The sequence below is a fragment of the Mycoplana azooxidifex genome (assembly GCF_014196765.1).
GTDB lineage: Bacteria > Pseudomonadota > Alphaproteobacteria > Rhizobiales > Rhizobiaceae > Mycoplana > Mycoplana azooxidifex.
The window spans coordinates 371,042-388,401 of the sequence record NZ_JACIEE010000001.1 but is presented as its reverse complement, the minus strand read 5'-3'; the positions used below and the strand labels follow the sequence as shown (position 1 = coordinate 388,401).

General features: G+C 64.8%; 16 protein-coding genes. 9 read left to right on the top strand and 7 right to left on the bottom strand.

Going from position 1 to position 17,360, the window contains the following annotated elements:
- Positions 1-4 precede the first annotated feature (4 nt).
- Both ccoO and ccoN read right to left on the bottom strand, forming a co-directional pair.
- Positions 5-736, bottom strand: a complete 732-nt coding sequence (gene ccoO, locus GGQ64_RS01840) for a cytochrome-c oxidase, cbb3-type subunit II (RefSeq protein ID WP_183798259.1) — start codon at positions 734-736, stop codon at positions 5-7.
- A 3-nt stretch (positions 737-739) separates the two neighbouring features.
- Positions 740-2,398 carry a cytochrome-c oxidase, cbb3-type subunit I gene (gene ccoN / locus GGQ64_RS01835; protein ID WP_183798257.1) on the bottom strand — a complete coding sequence of 553 codons (1,659 nt, stop codon included), beginning with the start codon at positions 2,396-2,398 and terminating at the stop codon, positions 740-742.
- Positions 2,399-2,716: 318 nt separating this feature from the next.
- Between ccoN and GGQ64_RS01830 the strand changes: the two genes are divergently transcribed.
- A complete protein-coding gene (locus tag GGQ64_RS01830) occupies positions 2,717-3,289 on the top strand; it encodes a DUF1349 domain-containing protein (protein ID WP_183798256.1) in 573 nt (190 codons plus the stop codon).
- A gap of 29 nt (positions 3,290-3,318) precedes the next feature.
- On the opposite strand, the gene GGQ64_RS01825 is transcribed toward GGQ64_RS01830, so the two are convergent.
- Both GGQ64_RS01825 and GGQ64_RS01820 read right to left on the bottom strand, forming a co-directional pair.
- Positions 3,319-3,747 carry an OsmC family protein gene (locus tag GGQ64_RS01825; protein ID WP_183798255.1) on the bottom strand — a complete coding sequence of 143 codons (429 nt, stop codon included), beginning with the start codon at positions 3,745-3,747 and terminating at the stop codon, positions 3,319-3,321.
- Between the two features lie 92 nt (positions 3,748-3,839).
- Entirely contained in the window at positions 3,840-4,325 is a 486-nt protein-coding gene (locus GGQ64_RS01820; protein WP_183798254.1) for a hypothetical protein, read from the bottom strand.
- Positions 4,326-4,539: 214 nt separating this feature from the next.
- Here GGQ64_RS01820 and GGQ64_RS01815 point away from each other — a divergent pair, with 214 nt between their 5' ends.
- The 5 genes from GGQ64_RS01815 (at position 4,540) to GGQ64_RS01795 (ending at position 10,762) form a co-directional block, all read left to right on the top strand.
- Positions 4,540-5,100: a DUF924 family protein gene (locus GGQ64_RS01815; RefSeq protein ID WP_183798253.1), complete on the top strand. Its 561-nt coding sequence runs from the start codon at positions 4,540-4,542 to the stop codon at positions 5,098-5,100.
- A gap of 156 nt (positions 5,101-5,256) precedes the next feature.
- Positions 5,257-7,758: a mechanosensitive ion channel domain-containing protein gene (locus tag GGQ64_RS28035; RefSeq protein WP_183798252.1), complete on the top strand. Its 2,502-nt coding sequence runs from the start codon at positions 5,257-5,259 to the stop codon at positions 7,756-7,758.
- Between the two features lie 126 nt (positions 7,759-7,884).
- On the top strand, positions 7,885-8,148 hold the full coding sequence (locus GGQ64_RS01805) for a hypothetical protein (RefSeq protein WP_183798251.1): 264 nt from the start codon (positions 7,885-7,887) through the stop codon (positions 8,146-8,148).
- 324 nt (positions 8,149-8,472) lie between these two features.
- Positions 8,473-9,300, top strand: a complete 828-nt coding sequence (locus GGQ64_RS01800) for a response regulator (protein WP_183798250.1) — start codon at positions 8,473-8,475, stop codon at positions 9,298-9,300.
- Positions 9,301-9,439: 139 nt separating this feature from the next.
- Entirely contained in the window at positions 9,440-10,762 is a 1,323-nt protein-coding gene (locus GGQ64_RS01795) for a diguanylate cyclase (RefSeq protein WP_343059383.1), read from the top strand.
- Between the two features lie 46 nt (positions 10,763-10,808).
- Here the strand turns inward: GGQ64_RS01795 and GGQ64_RS01790 are convergent, their stop codons facing one another.
- The gene (locus GGQ64_RS01790) at positions 10,809-11,822 is read right to left on the bottom strand and encodes a GlxA family transcriptional regulator (RefSeq protein WP_183798249.1); all 1,014 of its coding nucleotides are present in this window, start codon (positions 11,820-11,822) and stop codon (positions 10,809-10,811) included.
- A gap of 312 nt (positions 11,823-12,134) precedes the next feature.
- Here GGQ64_RS01790 and GGQ64_RS01785 point away from each other — a divergent pair, with 312 nt between their 5' ends.
- Positions 12,135-12,731 (top strand): GNAT family N-acetyltransferase, encoded by a 597-nt coding sequence (locus GGQ64_RS01785; protein WP_183798248.1) that lies wholly within the window; start codon positions 12,135-12,137, stop codon positions 12,729-12,731.
- Between the two features lie 143 nt (positions 12,732-12,874).
- Here GGQ64_RS01785 and GGQ64_RS01780 read toward each other — a convergent pair whose 3' ends face one another.
- Entirely contained in the window at positions 12,875-13,096 is a 222-nt protein-coding gene (locus tag GGQ64_RS01780; RefSeq protein WP_183798247.1) for a hypothetical protein, read from the bottom strand.
- Positions 13,097-13,214: 118 nt separating this feature from the next.
- On the opposite strand from GGQ64_RS01780, the gene GGQ64_RS01775 reads away from it, so the two are divergent.
- Both GGQ64_RS01775 and GGQ64_RS01770 read left to right on the top strand, forming a co-directional pair.
- Positions 13,215-13,484 carry a hypothetical protein gene (locus GGQ64_RS01775; protein WP_183798246.1) on the top strand — a complete coding sequence of 90 codons (270 nt, stop codon included), beginning with the start codon at positions 13,215-13,217 and terminating at the stop codon, positions 13,482-13,484.
- Positions 13,485-13,525: 41 nt separating this feature from the next.
- Entirely contained in the window at positions 13,526-14,446 is a 921-nt protein-coding gene (locus GGQ64_RS01770) for a LysR family transcriptional regulator (protein WP_183798245.1), read from the top strand.
- Positions 14,447-14,456: 10 nt separating this feature from the next.
- Here GGQ64_RS01770 and GGQ64_RS01765 read toward each other — a convergent pair whose 3' ends face one another.
- The gene (locus GGQ64_RS01765; RefSeq protein WP_183798244.1) at positions 14,457-17,210 is read right to left on the bottom strand and encodes a cation-transporting P-type ATPase; all 2,754 of its coding nucleotides are present in this window, start codon (positions 17,208-17,210) and stop codon (positions 14,457-14,459) included.
- Positions 17,211-17,360: the final 150 nt, after the last annotated feature.

Here is a 17,360-nt window from a genome sequence, read left to right as displayed (position 1 = left end):
GGCGCTACTCCACCCCGGCCTGCTCGGCCTGCTTTGCTGCGTCCGTCAGCTTCCCGAGGATCTGCAGGTAGGCCACGACGGCATCCATCTCGGTCAGCGTCTCGGGCTTGCCGTCGAACAGGCCGACATTGGTCGCATCGCCGTATCGTTCAGTCACCCCGGCCGCCTGGCCACTGTCGGGATTGGCCTGGCCGTAAGCGTCGGCGGTGGCGTTTGCGATCATCTCGTCGGTATAGGGGACGCCCACGACCCGCATCGCCGCCAGGTGCTCGCCGAGATCCTCGATCTTGAGTGTGTTGCGCAGCAGCCAGCGATAGGCGGGCATCTTCGATTCCGGCACGAGGTCGCGGGGATTGTAGAGATGGGCGACATGCCATTCGTTGGAATATTTCCCGCCGAGGCGGGCGATGTCCGGCCCGGTGCGCTTGGAGCCCCAGAGCATCGGGTGGTCGTATTTGGATTCGACCGCCAGCGAATAGGGGCCGTAGCGCTCCACCTCGTCGCGCAGGGTGCGGATCATCTGCGAATGACAGGCATAACAGCCCTCGCGGATGTAGATGTTGCGCCCGGCGAGTTCGAGCGGCGTGTAGACGCGCATGTCGGGCGCGTCCTCAACCGTCTCATCGATGGTGAAGAGGGGGGCGATCTCGATCAGGCCGCCGATGCTGGCGACGAAGATGATGGCGAGCACGAGGCCCATGGCGTTGCGTTCGAGCCGGTAGTGGAAATTGAACATCGGCTATTCCCCCGCCTGTGCCCAGGCCCGCGGCGCGGGCGGCTCGACCGGGAGGTCCGTGGCCGCGCCTTCATCGACCGGCGCAGGCTGTGTGATCGTCATCCAGATATTGTAGAAGGCGACCACAGCACCTGCGAGGAACAGCAGTCCGCCGAATGCGCGGGCAATGTAGTAGGGATGCATGGCGACCAGCGTGTCGAGGAAGGAGTAGGCGAGCGTGCCGTTCGGGTCGAAGGTGCGCCACATCAGACCCTGGATGATGCCGGAGTTCCACATCGCGAAGATGTAGACGACCGTGCCCGTCAGCGCCAACCAGAAATGGACCTCGACCAGCTTGGCTGAATAGAGCGCCGGCCGCTTCCACATCCAGGGAACGAGCGCGTAGAACGAGCCGAAGGTGATCATGGCGACCCAGCCGAGTGCGCCGACGTGCACATGGCCCACGGTCCAGTCGGTATAGTGCGAGAGCGAGTTGACGGCACGGATCGCCATGAACGAGCCCTCGAAGGTGGCGATCCCGTAGAAGATCGCAGCCAGCATCATGAAGCGCAGGACCGCGTCGTCGCGCACCTTGTGCCAGGCGCCGTTGAGCGTCAGCAGCGCGTTGCCGGCCGATGCCCAGGACGGCACGAGCAGCACCAGCGAGAACACCATGCCGAGCGTCTGCACCCAGTGGGGCAGGGCGGTGTAGTGCAGGTGATGGGAGCCGGCCCACATGTACATGAAGGTGATGCCCCAGAAGCTTATGATGGACATGCGGTAGGAATAGATCGGCCGTCCGGCGCGCTTGGGCAGGTAGTAGTACATCATGCCCAGGAAGCCGGCGGTGAGGAAGAAGGCAACGGCGTTGTGCCCGTACCACCACTGCGTCATCGCGTCCTGGACGCCGGAGAACAGCGAGTAGCTCTTGGCGTGGCCGATCGAGACGGGGACGGCGAGATTGTTGACGATGTGGAGGATGGCGACCACGAGGATGAAGGCCATGTAGTACCAGTTGGCGACGTAGATGTGCGGTTCGCGCCTTCGGGCCAGGGTGCGAATGTAGATCGCGAAGTAGACGACCCAGACGATCACCAGCCACAGGTCCGCATACCATTCCGGCTCGGCGTATTCCTTCGACTGGGTCATGCCCATGAAGTAGCCGGTGGCGGCCATCACGCAGAAGAGATTGTAGCCGAGCAGCACGAACCAGGGGCTCAACTGGTCGGGCAGGCGCGCGCGCGTGGTCCGCTGCAGGACATGGAAGGAGGTCGCGATCAGCGCGTTGCCGCCGAAGCCGAAGATCACGCCGCTGGTGTGCACGGGGCGCAGCCGGCCGAAGCTCGCCCAGGCGGCATCGAAGGTCAGGTCCGGCCAGGCGAGCAGGGACGCCACCCAGACGCCGACGGCCATGCCGATGACGCCCCAGATCAGCGAAAGGATGATGCCGACCTTGGTCGGGTCGTCGTAGTACTCGCGGAAGCGTTCTTCCCAGGGCTCGGCAGCGTCGATGCCGCGCAGCAGCACCACCATCACCGCCATGCCGTAGGCCGCGATGATCCAGCCGTGCACGGCGAGCAGGTCGCCGCGCCCGACGACCGCCATCGCCACGCCGACGCATATGATCACGATCAGAATGATCGCGGCATATGTGCGCTCCAAGGCTGTCAGCTGTCCAATCATGCGTCCCCCGAACACGATGATCCGCCTGCGCCCGATCACCGCATAACCTGTAAGAAATCACCGCGTTGTTACTCAGGATTCTTACAACGGTGTGAACGGCCGTCATCCCGGACGGCCGCACTAAGATATTGATGGTTGCACGATTATCGTCGTCCATCAATCGGGTTTGCGGTTTGGTAAGCTGCAGATTGTGCGACGTACTGACGCCCTTAACTATCCGATGGGATAGGGTCCCCGACCGACAAATATGGATTGCCCCTTGAACAGAGGTGCTCCGTCGGGACAGGTTGGCTTTGCGTGAAACGATGGGAGCGGTAAATGGGGGCGGCGTTTTTCTGGCTGAACGAGCCGAAGGAATGGAGCGGCGACGCACAGCACCTCGCGCTGCGCACGGATGCTGGGACCGATTTCTGGCGGAAGACCTTCTACGGCTTCGAGCGCGACAGCGGGCACGCCTATCTGGCGCCGGTGCAGGGCGACTTCACCGCGTCCGCGACCGTTTCCGGGCGCTACGAAGCGCTGTACGACCAGGCCGGCCTGATGCTGCGCCTCGACGCGGCGAACTGGATCAAGTGCGGCATCGAGTTTACCGACGGGCTGATGCATTTCAGCGTCGTCGTCACGCGTGGGGTCTCGGATTGGTCGGTCATTCCGCTGCACGGCGTCTCTCCCGACGATCCGCTGTCGGTTCGCCTGACGCGGCATGACGACGCGGTCCGGGTGCAGTTCCGGTTCGGCGAAAGTCCTTGGCAGATGGCGCGGCTGTGCCCGTTTTCGGCCGGCGATGCCTTCGTTGGCGTCACCGCCTGCTCGCCGGAGCGCGAGGGCTTCGAGGCGGTCTTCTCGGGTTTGGTGGTCGGGCCGCCGATCGCGCGCGCCCTGCACGATTGAGGAAAGGCCGGTTGCCGCGGGCCTGTGCGTCAGCCCGCCGAGACGGTCGTCGTGATCTCCGGATGACTGTGCAGGGTGTTGCTGACCGTACAGATCTCCTCCGCCAAGCGGGCGATGGCCTCGCGGGTCTGCGCGTCGATGTCGCCGGTGATGGAAAAGGCGATTTTGAGCGCCTGGATGCGGCTGGGGCCTTCGCTCGCCTTCTCGCCCGAGACGGATGCCGTGATCTCGTCGATGCGATCCAGGACGCCGAGCTGGCTTGCGGCGATGCGCGCGCTCATGGCGAGGCACGAGGACAGCGACGCGTAGAGCAGGTCGATCGGGTTGAAGCCCGGCTGGGAGGGGCCGGTGACGATGTCGAGCGTGCCGCCGATCGCCGAGATCACATGCGGGAACCCGGTGCGGCCGAGGCTGGCCGTGGCGCCGGTCGTCCTGGTCTTGAGCTTCGGTTCGGGCATTGCCGTCGTCGTCCCTGCTATCGTCCGACCGGTGATAGGCGCACCGGCCGGCGGTGACAAGGAGCGGCGCAACAACCCGCACAAACAGGCTTCTACGGCGAGACGGTGCGGAAGCGCCGGAGTGAGAGATAGCCTGCGGTCAGGAAGGCCAGCAGGACGATGCCCTGGACGATCGCGAAGGGCGGTTCGTTGCCGTTCGGCGCCAGCGCGTTGAGGGTCTCGATCTTCAGGAAGGCCTGCACCACCAGCACGAAGACGTTGAAGTAGAGCGCTATGGTGGAACAGATCAGGAAGACCGAACGCCACCGCCCCGAGAGCCCAAAGACATAGAGGGCGACGATCGCGCCGATCAGGAATGCGGTGGTGATGATGCCGACCCCGATCGCCGGCGTGAACGCGGTGATCGGAAAGAGAAAGCCGGTGATGGTCGTTGCCAGCGTCGAGGCGAGGAATGCCGCCGTCCAGCCTGGCCGGAGCTGCGAGGCGAGCCAGCCGCGCAGCGCGACGAGACCCGTCACGATACCGATGAGGCTGAGGATGACGTGGAAGAGGGTGAAAGGTGCCATGCCGAGTATCATCTTGATGTCCCCAGTTGATGTCGCCAGTCGATGTTCTCAGTTGCAGCCGTCGCGGCGCAGGTATTAGACGTTGTTCCCTGACGTTTGTAAATTTCGTCCGTTGCCGGTTATGCGCTATTGTCGTGTGGCGGGGCATGGAGCGCCGGCAGGCACGCCGAAGGGCGGCATGCCGGAAGCGAAAAGGCCACCCGCAAGCGGATGGCGGGAGGATTAGATGCGGTCTGACAGCGACGTGGCACAGCCGGCGGAAGTCGTCGAGTTCTGGTGCGAACTCTTGAGCCCGGAACACTGGTTTTCGCCGCCGCCGCAGCTCGACGCCCATATCCGCCTGCGTTTTGCGGCGACGCACCTGGCGCTTTCGCGGCAGGTTTCGGATGCCTGGCGGGAGACGCCTGAGGCGAGACTTGCGGCCGTGATCGTTCTCGACCAGTTCGCGCGCAACATGTACCGCTGTTCGCCGCTCGCGTTTGCGACCGACTGGATTGCGCTGCGCGAGGCCCGGCTGGCGCTGGAGGCCGGTGCGGATACCAAGGTCGCCTTCGGCCGCCGGCACTTCTTCTACATGCCCTTCGAGCATTCGGAAGACCTGGCCGACCAGGACCGGTCCGTTGCCCTGTTCAAGTCACTCGGCGACATGCGCTATCTCGACTATGCGCTGCGACACCACGCCGTCATCCGCGACTTCGGTCGCTTTCCCCACCGCAACGCCTATCTCGGGCGGGAATCGACCTCTGAGGAGCTCGACTACCTCGCTATCCCGGGATCAGGCTTCTGACAAAAATCCTGCCTTCACTTCGCCCGGGTCGCGCAATAGTTTGCGCGCCGAATCTCCCGCACCCCCAGGGCCAGGCCTCCGGTGCATCAGCCAGACGTTGATTTCGCACGCGATTGTCACGACTATCGCGCGCAACAGATGTAGCAAGGACCGTCCGTGACGACACTCAAACGCGCCCTTTTCGCCCTGCTCGCGATCGTGCCGCTTCTCCTGCCTGCCATTGCGATCGCGCAGGATCCGCCGCCGGCGACCGAGGCGCCGGTGACGTCCAACCCGATCGTGGAGGCGAAGAAGAAGCTTGAGCAGTCCCGCCAGCAACTGGCGGACCTGCGCAACAAGATCGAGGCGGCGCGGGAAAACGAAATCAAGCTCGGCGAACTCAAGCTGCAGGTCGAGCAACTGGGCCGCACCGCGCTCGAGGCCTCGGTCTCGACCCGGGAGCGCTTCAACCAGATCAAGGCCAGGCTCGACGAAATCGGGCCGGTGCCGGCCGAGGGGCAGCCGGCCGAATCCGAGGTGATCAAGGAGGAGCGCGCCCGGCTTTCCGACGAGCGGGCCGCCATCAATGCCGCAACAGGCAGTGCCGAGGCGCTCTCGATCGATGCGACGCAGCTGTCGAACGAGATCACCGAGATGCGCCGCACGCTGTTCACCGAGACGTTGCTGGAGCGCACCAAGATCACGCCCGAGGTGTTGGAGGAGGCCATCGGCGCCGGGGCGAACGAAGGGGCGGACCTGAAGCGCACGGTCGGCGGCTGGGCGCGTTTCGTGTGGAATTTCAAGCGGGAATCCCTGCTGGCTGCGATTTCGCTTTCGCTCGTCGTCGGCCTCGTCCTCTATTCCGTGGGCTATCGCCTCGCCGGCCCGATCATCCGGCGCAACAAGATGATCGAGAAGCCCCACTACATCACGCGGCTGATGGTTGCCTACTGGTCGATCATGATCCCGACCCTGGCCGTGGGCGCGTTCGCGTTCGCATGTTACTCGCTGCTCTACAGCTTCAATGTCCTCAGACCGGATATATCACCGATGGTCTCGACGCTGTTCGGGGTCTGCGTCGGTCTCTATTTCGTCTCGGCGCTGAGCCGCGCTGTGCTGGCCCCGAACCGGCCGGAATGGCGGCTCGTCAACGTCTCCAACGACGGCGCCAGGCGGCTGGAACGTTCGATCTTCGCGATGGCGCTCGCCAATTCGCTCGACTACTTCCTCGGCACCGTCAGCGTCGCGCTCGGCTCCGCCGTCGTCTTGACCGTCGCCAAGAGCATGATCGCCTCGATCGTCATCGGCCTGATCCTGATCTGGATCTCGTTCATCCGGCCGATGCTCCGCGAGGGCGAGGATCCCGCCACCAGGGGGCGCCCGTGGCCGCGGGCGCTGTCCATGCTGCTGATGCTGACCGGCTTCGGCCTGATCGCCATGGCGGTGATCGGCTATGTCGGGCTCGCGCGATTCGTTGCCGCCCAGATCGTGGTCACAGGCGCGATCATGGTGACGATGTATATCGGCATTCTCTCCGGCCGGGCCATCGGCACGCAGGGCGCGTTCGCGCGGACCTATCTCGGCCAGCGCATGGCGGAACGCTACCAGCTCGGCGAGGTGACGCTGGACCAGGCCGGACTGGCCGCGAGCCTCGGCATCTACCTGATCGTGCTGCTGCTGGGCCTGCCGGGAATCCTGCTGCAGTGGGGGTTCCAGACCGGCGACATCGAAAGCTGGGCCTACCAGCTCTTTACCGAAATCCGGGTCGGAAGCATCTCCATCTCGCTCGTCGGCATCTTCGCCGGGCTGTTGCTGTTCGTGCTCGGACTGATGGTCACGCGCTGGTTCCAGCGCTGGCTCGACGGCACGATCATGGTTCGCAGCCATGTGGATCCGGGTGTGCGCAACTCGGTCAGGACGGCGGTCGGATATGCCGGCGTCGGCCTTGCCGGGCTGATCGGCATTTCGGCGGCGGGCATCAATCTTTCCAGTCTCGCGCTTGTTGCCGGTGCCCTCTCGCTCGGTATCGGTTTCGGCCTGCAGAACATCGTGTCGAACTTCGTCTCCGGCCTGATCCTCCTGGCCGAGCGCCCGTTCAAGGTCGGCGACTGGGTCGTGGCGGGCACGACCGAAGGTTTCGTCAAGCGCATCTCCGTGCGCGCGACCGAAATCGAGACGTTCCAGCGGCAGACGATCATCGTGCCGAATTCGGTGCTGATCAACGGGCAGGTGGGCAACTGGACCCACCGCAACAAGCTCGGTCGCATCGAGATCCCGGTCAGCGTGTTCGCCGGCAACGATCCGCGCCAGGTGACGCAGATGCTGCTGGAGGTGGCGGCGACTCAGCCGGTGCTGCGCAATCCCGAGCCCTCGGTCGCCTTCCTCGGGTTCTCGGCGACCACGCTCGATTTCGAGCTGCGGGCGTTCGTCGCCGACGTCCTCGATGCCGGCGAGATGAAGACGGAACTGCGCACGGCGATCCTGGAGCGCCTGCGCCAGGACGAAATCGCGCTCGCGGGGCCGGCGGCGCCGACCGTGCCGGTGACCATGGATCCTGAGAGCGCCCGCCTTCTCGGCGCCATGATCGACAGCGCCAAGGGGGAAATCGCGCAGAAGCCCGCGCCATCGCGCAAGCCGGTGCCGAAGCCGGTCGAGGAGGGCGCCGACGAAACGGGCTGACAGATGAATGCCCCATTCACGCCATATTCAGTGTACGCGTCATAAAACACATGCAAAGACCCGGGAGTGAGGCTACGGTCCTCACGGGGTTGTAACAGGGGCGGCGTCTAGCGCCGGGCATGGATGATGCGAATGCTTGTAACGATGCTGCTGATGTCGACGACGATTGCCGCGCCGGCCTTTGCGGCATCCATCACCAACAAGGATGGCGATTCGGTGATCGTGACGATCGTCGAGAACGGCAACCGGACGGAGCTGGCGCTGGGCGCCGGAGAGACCGAATCGGTCTGCCCGTCGGGATGCTTCGTCACGCTGCCGAACGGGGACCGCGTCGCGCTGAACGGCGACGAGACGGTCGAGATCAGCGGCGGATCGGCCTTCGTCAAGTAGCTGCCGGCAGGGACTTGGCAGCGGCGCCTCGGCATCGAGGCGCCATGTGCGTCCGCAGCGTCCTTCCCGCCGAGGTTCAGTGGCTGCCGGGCCGGTCCCGCCATCGCCCGGCCTGGGGCTTCGCCCGCGTCGTTATCCCTTTGTAAATCATCCGATTGTCAGCGCATTGCGTTTTAACGCTTTCTCAAAGCGCGCTCCCTATCGTTTTCGTGTTGACCGAAGAGTGTATGATCCCTTCGGACGGGACCATGTGCAGGTCCGGTGCCGCGCCGCCAAAAGGCGATCGCAGACGGCACGCGAAACCCCCATGTCAGAAGGCATAAGATGTCATTCATCGGTATCTCCGGTATGCAGTATACCGGCGCGTCGCTTTCCCATCACCGTATCCTGCTCGTCGAGGATTCCAACGTCTTCACCTCCATGATCGGGGCACGGCTGAAGGAGCTCTTCGACATCGAGGTCGAGTTCTGCCGCGACTTCCTGCAACTGGAAGAGAGCTACGAGCGCTCTCCTGATCCGATCACGCTTGCCATCTCCAACATCAACCTGCCGGGTGCCGAGAACGGCGAGGCCCTCAACTACCTGATCGATCTCAGCGTGCCGACGATCGTGTTTACCGGCATGTTCCACCAGCAGACGCGCGACCATCTGATGTCGAAGGAGATCGTCGACTACATCATCAAGGACAACGTGTTTGCCGTCGACATGCTGGCGGAATCGGTCTGCCGATTCCTGACCAACCACAATCACCACGTGCTGATCGTCGACGACAGCCCGACGGCGCGGGCGCTGCTGTCCACCAGGCTGAAGCGCTACAACTTCCGTGTCAGCACGGCGGAGAGCGGGGCTGCCGCACTTGCCATCCTGCAGGCCAACCCGGATATCGGCCTGATGGTCACCGACTACAACATGCCCGACATCGACGGCTTCGAGCTCACCCGGCGGATCAGGTCGTTCATGGGCTCGCACCAGCTTCGCATCATCGGGGTTTCCTCTTCGACGGACCGGATGCTTTCGGCGCGTTTCCTCAAGGCCGGCGGCAACGACTTCATCCTGCGACCGTTCATCGACGAGGAGTTCTATTGCCGGGTCAACCAGAACCTCGACACGCTGACGCAGATCAGGAAGGCGAACGAGCGCAAGGCCGCCTGACTTCGGTTTTGCTGACCCCGGTTTTGGAGTCCAGGGCGATATGCTTACGTTACGTGAGATAGTTCTGGGGAATTAACCGCATGGTAAACCCGGGACGTTGTAATGCACCGTGTGGGGCGCAGTGGAGAAGGGGCGTGAAGTGGATCGGAATTCGCAACGACAGGCTGCGTTTCTGCGCCATTTCGGCCGGTCCGTCCTGATCGTCGAAGATTCGCGGATGTTCTCTACCGCCTTGCGGTTCCGGCTGGAGACGGAACTCGGGGTCCGGGTCACCCATTGCGGGGACATGGACAGCCTCAGGGTCGTCGTCGAAGACAGCGGGGAGCCGTTCGCCCTTGCGATCGTCGACCTGAACCTGCCGGGCTCGCCGGACTGCGAGGCGCTCGACTACCTGGTCTCGCGCGGCATCCGGCCGCTTGTCTTCACGGCCTCGTTCGGCCAGCCGATGCGCGAAAGCGCGCTTGCGAAGGGCGCCCTCGACTATGTCATGAAGGACAGCCCCTCGGCCTTGCAGCAGGTGATCGTGGGCGTCGACCGCATCCTGGCGAGCGAACGGACGAAGGTGCTGCTCGTATCGCCCGAGCCGGGCAGTATGGTGCTGGAAGAGGCGCTGCTCGCCAGGCAGCGTTTCCAGTTGCAGAAGGCAGACGGCGCCGAGCGGACGCTGGACCTGCTCGACGAGGCCCGTGACATAGACATCGTTCTGCTTGATCTCGACCACCCCGGCTGCGACGGCGTGTTGCTGCTCGGCGAAATCCGCCGCCACTACTCGGCGATGAGCGTGCGCATCGTCGGGCTCTCGAACCGGGGGCAGGACATGACCGGAGCCCGCTTCCTGAAGGCGGGCGGCGACGAATTCATCCTCAAGCCGTTCTGCGACGACGACTTCACGGCCCGGATTTTGCATCTGGCGGCTCTGCACAAGCAGTTCCAGGCGCTGAACCTGCTGGCATCGCGAGACTACCTCACCGACGTCTACAATCGCCGCTACTTCTTCGAGGCGGGACAGAGGATCGTCAGCCAGGCCATGCGGCGCGGCGCGAAGGGGTCGATCGCGATCGTCGACATCGATCACTTCAAGCGCCTGAACGATACCTACGGCCACGAGGTCGGCGATGCCGTCCTGAAGGCCGTCTCGAAGCGTCTCAAGGCGAGGCTCGGCGGAAATTACCTGCTGGCCCGGCTCGGGGGCGAGGAGTTCGGGGTGATCTTCGACGGGCTCGGCGTGGCGGATGCGATGGCGCGGTGCGAAATGCTGCGCGAGGAACTGGCGGCCACGCCGATCGAAGCCGACGGGGAGCCGCTGACGATCACCGTGTCGATGGGGGTGGCCGCCATCGAGGGCGACGAAGTCTTCGACAACTATCTGAACGCGGCCGACCAGTTCCTGTACATGGCCAAGCACGCCGGGCGAAATCGTGTGTTCTCCGAGCTGTCGCTGCAGCCGGCGCTGGCGGGATAGCGCCAACCCTTTATCCCGAGACCCGCCCTTCCTCCGTCCGGATTTCTCAGCGCGCCGCGGCTGCGGCTGGTACCATCAGCTTGCGATCGGCACGCTCCTGCTGGGGCGAGCGATTGTAGAGCTCGCGGTAGCACTTGGAGAAGTGCGAGGCAGAGACGAAGCCGCAGGCAACGGCGACCTCGACGACCGGCATCGACGACTGCACCAGCAGATGGCGGGCACGGTCGAGGCGGATCTCCAGATAGTAGCGCGCGGGCGAGCGTCCCATCTCCTGGCGGAAGAGGCGCTCGATCTGGCGACGGGACAGGTCGGCGCCCTCGGCGATTTCCAGCAGCGACAGCGGCTCGGAGAGATTGTTCTCCATCAGTTCGATGATCGAGAGCACCTTGGCGTTCTGCACGCCGAGGCGCGCGCGCAGCGGCAGGCGCTGGCGATCGTGCGGGCCGCGGACGCGGTCGGTCAGGGCCTGCTCGCAGATGCTGTTGACGAGGTTCTCGCCGAAGTCCTGGTCGATCAGGTTGAGCATCATGTCCAGCGACGCGGTGCCGCCGGCACAGGTGTAGATGTTGCTGTCGATCTCGTAGAGGTCGGCATAGACCTCCGCCTGGGGGTATGCCTCGGCAAAGCCCGGCAGGTTCTCCCAGTGAATGGCGCAGCGCTTTCCGGTGAGCAGCCCGGCCTGTGCCAGGACATGTGCGCCGGTACAGAGCGAACCGACCGCGACGCCGCGATTATAGGATTCCCGCAGCCAAGCATTCACGGACTTGTTGCTGAAGTCCTCGACGTAGATGCCCGAACAGACAAGGACCATCGAGGGGCGGTTCTCTCCGCCGAGAAACTTGCGCTCGTCGGCCAGCGACGAATTGACCTCGATGCCTATACCGCTCGAGGACAGCACCTGCTGGCCATCCGTGGAGGACAGCCGCCAGCTGTAGGCCTCGTAGCCCAGCATGCGGTTGGCGATGCGCAACGCCTCGATCGCCGCCGAGAACGGCAGCATGGAGAAATTGGGCACAAGGAAGAACACAAGCGAACGCTTTTTAGCTGCTGTCTTGGTCATGGGGAGTTCCGCTCTGGTTTTTGGCAAGCGTCTCCTGAAGCCGATCGCCTGGCTTGCCTGTTTGCGACATTTGCATGGATTGGTGCGACTGTGAAGCCTTGGCGAACCTTTTGGGTTCCCAGCGTTTGAGGGTTTGCGTGCAAGAATGCTGCCGCGGGACGGCCGTGCGGCATTTGCGACACGGCTTTCCACTGCCCGATGAGGGCAGGGGCGAGGTCGAGGTCGCGAGATGCGGCGACGATGTGCGCGGAATACGGCTTGAACGAACCGGTACAGGCTTTAAGAAAAGAGGATGCGGTAAAGGAGAAGACGATGCTGGCCGACGGATACTCGAAAGTGGCGCCCGGAAAGCTGGTGGCGGCGGTCACCTGCCTGGAGATGCTCGCACCTGCCCCGACCGCGAGCGCGCCCGATCCGGAGGGGCTGTCGCTTGCGCTGGTGCGGGAGCCGGATCTCGACTGGTACCGCGACCTCTACCGGCGGATCGGCACGGACTGGCTGTGGAGTTCGCGCCTGTCGCTTGCCGACGCGGCGCTGGCGGAGATCCTGCACGATCCAGCGGTGGAGGTGCGTGCGGTGATGGCCGGCGGTCGTGCGGAAGGGCTGATGGAGCTCGATTTTCGCGCGGAAGGGCAGTGCGAACTCGCCTTCTTCGGGCTGACGAAAGCGATGATCGGACGCGGTGCGGGACGCTGGCTGATGAACCACACGATCGAAAATGCGTGGTCGAAGCCGATTTCACGCTTCTGGGTCCATACCTGCAGCCTGGACAGCCCGCAGGCGCTCGATTTCTACGTGCGCTCCGGTTTCGTGCCCTATGAACGGATGGTGGAAGTGTTCGACGACCCGCGGCTTGCCGGGATCCTGCCGGCCGACGCCGCGCCGCAGGTGCCGATCCTGCGGGGGTGATCCTACTCTGAGGTCAGCGCGTACCGCATCCGCGGCGAAAAAAATCGCCGGACCAAAACCGCCTCGGCGATTTCATGTCCGGCGACAGTGCGTCGTCGTCCTGGGAGATTGCGGCGACGAGTTCATCGCCGGATGGCATATTCTCATCGCGTCTTCCTGGTGAGCGTGGCGATTTCGTCGTTGGCAGGAAAGCCGATGTCCTTGCGCAGGTCGAACGGGAGGTTCTCCAGTTCGATCTCGTCGCGGTGATGACGCCAGGCGTCCGCCAGTCGACCGGCGAAGCGCCGGAACGGCGACCGAGTTTCACCCCCGGACACGCGCCTTGCGCTTGAACCGCCGTGGAGATGTGGGATGGACGTATGCATTTTCAGGTTCCTTTCGATCTTGGGAGGCTTCGAAAGGTCGCGACCTTGATCATCATCATGTCGCGGCCTTATCCATCAATCAATCGAATATAATTGATGCAAAGCATCAGCTTCCGTCATGTGTTCGCCTGCCGCGCCAGCCGACGTCGCACTGCAGTTCCGGCGGCAGCATGTCCAGTTCACGCTCCGCCTGGCGGCGAACGCGGCGGGCCGCCCGGTCATCGAAGAACTGACGGATTTGGAGCGCGAAGCCCTTGCCGGCAGCGCGAATTGCGAACGGAACGGCATCTGCGTGTGGTTTTTGGTCTCTCATGACACCCATCCTTTCCGGATCCGGTTTCGTTGGATTGACTATCGCGCCGAAGCGGTGTTCAATCAAACGAAATGAAATGAAGCTATCAATCAGTAAAACTGAATGAGGAGGATGCCATGAACCTGATGCTGCGGCAGCCGCTTCCCTTGCTGGAACTCGACATTCTCAGGACCTTCGTCGCGATTTCCGAGACCGGGAACTTCACCACGGCGGCGGAGACCGTGCACCGCACGCCGTCGGCCGTGTCGATGCAGATCAAGAAGCTGGAGGAGATGCTGGGGTGTTCGCTGTTCCGGCGCGACGCCCGATCGGTCACGCTCACCCACCATGGCGAGGTCCTGCTCTCCTATGCGCGCCGGCTGCTTTCGCTCAGCAACGAGGCCGTCTCGCGCTTCATGATGCCCGAGATGAACGGCGTGGTGCGGCTCGGCGCGCCGGACGACGTCGGCGAACTGATCCTGCCGGAGGTGTTGCGCCGCTTTGCCGACACCTATCCCTCGATCGCCGTCAACGTCTCGATCGAGCAGAGCTCGAGCCTGCGCCGCGCCGTCGCCGAGCGGCGCCTGGACCTGGCGATCTTCAATTCGCCGGACGGCACGACGCCGGTTCCGGGCGAGATCCTGATGAAGGAGCAGCTCGTCTGGGCCGCAAAGAATTGCGGCACCGCGCATCTGAAGCATCCGCTCCCGGTTTCGATCTGGGAGGAGGGCTGCATCTGGCGCGCACGCGCGCTGGAGGAACTGAGCAAGTCCGGGCGCGAGTTCCGCGTCGCCTATTTCTGCGCCCACCACATGGGCCAGCGTGCGGCGATCCGCGCCGACCTCGCCGTCGCCCCGCTCGCCCGCTTCCTCGTCCAGGACGACATGGTCGCGCTCGGTGAAAAGGACGGACTGCCGGATCTCGGCCACTATACGATCGGCATGGTCGTCGCCGAGGATGCGGAGGCGCCGGTACTTGCAGTCGCCGACTACATCCGCGCGGCATTCGCCCGCTACGAGCGCAGCCCGAAGGAGATGCTGCTGCCCGTGGCCTGCTGACGAGACGGGCTCAGGTGTCGGCGGGACGAAGCGCGCCCATGCGTCGCATCAGCGCCTTCTCCGCCTCCAGGACCAGCATCGTGACGACACCGATGGCGATGATGACGGCGCCGTCGCCGATCGCAACCGGCGCACTCTCGAAGAGGGCGTGCATGAACGGCGCATAGGTGAAGGCGAGCTGTGCTGCGACCACCACGCCGATCGCGCCCAGCACGGCCGGGGTGCCGAGCACGCCCTTGAGATTGAACGACGTCATGTGCAGGTAACGCACGTTGAAGAGATAGAAGATCTCCATCACCACCAGCGTATTGACCACCATGGTGCGCGCGACCCGCTCGCCCTGGCCCGAGCGCATCGCATATTCGAAGATGCCGAACACGCCGATGGTGAAGAGGATCGAGACGAACAGGATCCGCCATGCGAGGAAGCCGGTGACCAGCGGCGCGTTGCGGCCGCGCGGCGGCCGGCGCATGACATTCGGCTCGGCCGGCTCGAAGGCCAGCACCAGGCCGAGCGTGACCGTCAGGATCATGTTGATCCAGAGGATCTGCACCGGCGACATCGGCAGCGCAAGGCCGAGGAGGATGGCCAGTACCACGCAGATGGTCTCGCCGCCATTGGTGGGGACGGTCCAGGAGATGACCTTGCGGATGTTGTCGAAGACGGTCCGGCCCTCGTGGACGGCGGCGACGATCGAGGCGAAGTTGTCGTCGACCAGCACCATCTCCGCCGCCTCCTTGGCAGCTTCGGTACCCTTGCGGCCCATGGCGATGCCCACGTCGGCCTGCTTCAGCGAGGGCGCGTCGTTGACGCCGTCGCCGGTCATGGCGACGACGTGGCCGTTGTTCTGGAGGGCGCGGACGATGCGCAGCTTGTGCTCCGGGCTGGTGCGGGCGAATACGCTGACCGCCTCGACGACCGCGCCGAGCTCGGCATCGGGAACGGCATCGATCTCGGCCCCGGTCATCGCCCTCGGATCGTGGGCGATGGCGAGCTGGCGGGCGATCGCCGCAGCGGTATCGACGTGGTCGCCGGTGATCATCTTGACCGCGATGCCGGCGGAACGGCAGTCGGCCACCGCCGCCATCGCCTCCTCGCGCGGCGGGTCGATGAAGCCGACGATGCCGAGGAAGACGAGGCCCGTTTCGACATCCTCGAAGGCGAGCCGTTCCAGCGCCGCCGGTGCTACGGCCGCCGCAAAGCCCAGCACCCGCTCGCCATTGGCCGCAGCGGCGGCGATCCGCCTGCGCCAATAGGCGGCGTCCAGTTCCGTTTCGCCCCCCTCTGTCGCGCCGGCATTGCTCGCGGCCTGGCGGGCGCACATGGCCAGCACGCGTTCCGGCGCGCCCTTAACGAAGATGCGGCCGCCGCCGGCGGGATCGCGGTTGAGGGTTGCCATGAAGCGGTGCTGGGCGTCGAAGGGGATCTCGTCCATTCGGGCCCAGCTCGACCGCTCCGTCTCCGGATGCAGGCCGGCCTTCATGGCGAGCGTCACCAATGCGCCTTCCATCGGGTCGCCGAGCACGGACCAGCGGCCGTCGGCCTCGACCAGTTGCGCGTCGTTGCACAGGAGGGCGGAGCGCACCAGTTCCGTCTCCGACCGGTTCGGCGGCGTGTCGTCTTCGCCGATGGCACCCTCCGGGGCATAGCCGGAGCCGGAGACAAGGCTCTCCCCGTCCGACGTGGCGATCCGCCGGGCGGTCATTTCGTTCTTCGTCAGGGTTCCGGTCTTGTCGGAGCAGATCACGGAGACGGCGCCGAGGGTCTCGACGGCGGGCAGGCGGCGGACGACGGCATTGCGCCGCGCCATCCGCCGCACGCCGATCGCAAGCGTGATCGTGATCACCGCCGGTAGCCCTTCGGGCACGACGCCGACGGCCAGCGCCACGACGATCATCAGCGCATCGGCCCATGGATAGGCGTGGACCAGCATGGCAAATGCCATCAGTGCTGCCGCGGTCGTCATCGCGACCAGGGTGAAGATCCGGCCGAAGCGGTTGATCTGCACGAGCAGCGGGGTTTCCAGCGTCCGGATCCCGCCGATCATCGTCGAGATGCGGCCGATCTCGGTTCCGCTCCCTGTCGCCACGACGATGCCGGTCGCCTGGCCGGTGGCCAGCAGCGTGCCGGAGAAGACCATGGAGTGGCGGTCACCGAGGGCGGCATCCGTCCCGGTCGGCCGTTCCTCCTTTTCGGCCGGTACGGATTCGCCGGTCAGGATCGCCTCGTCGACCTTCAGGTTGCGGGCGCGCAGGAGGCGGATATCGGCCGGCGCCTTGTCGCCCGCCTCCATCAGGACGACGTCGCCGGGAACGATGGCGCGGGCATCGGCGTCGTGCTGCCGGCCGCCGCGCAGGACGCGGGCATGGGGGGCGATCATGTCGCGGATGGCGTTCAGCGCCTCTTCGGCGCGCCCTTCCTGGATGAAGCCGACGATCGCGTTGACGAGGACGACTCCGACGATGACGCCCGCATCGACGACATGGCCGATGATCGCGGCTACGACGGCGGCCGACAGCAGGAAATAGATCAGGGTGTTGTTGAACTGGGCGAGGAAGCGCAGCACGGGATGGCGGGGCCGGGGGGCCGGAAGCTGGTTCGGCCCGTAGCGTTCGAGCCGCCGCTTCGCCTCGTCGAGGTCGAGGCCCTCATCGGAGGTTTCGAGCCGCGCGAGCACCGCATCTGCGGGCAGGGCATGCCATGCGACCGGCTGCGCGATTTCGGCGGCCTGCCTTTCGTCCGAAACGGCGGTGCGAACGTTCATCCCGGTCCTCCGTGCAAGCTTTCGGGCGACCGCGTCCGGCAGGAGGCGCGGCGTGATACCCCGAGGCCTATCACGAGTATAGGGGTGCCCGCTTGATGCACGTCAAGTTGGGGGCGATCAGGAATGCGTCATCAGCCGCACAGGTCGGAG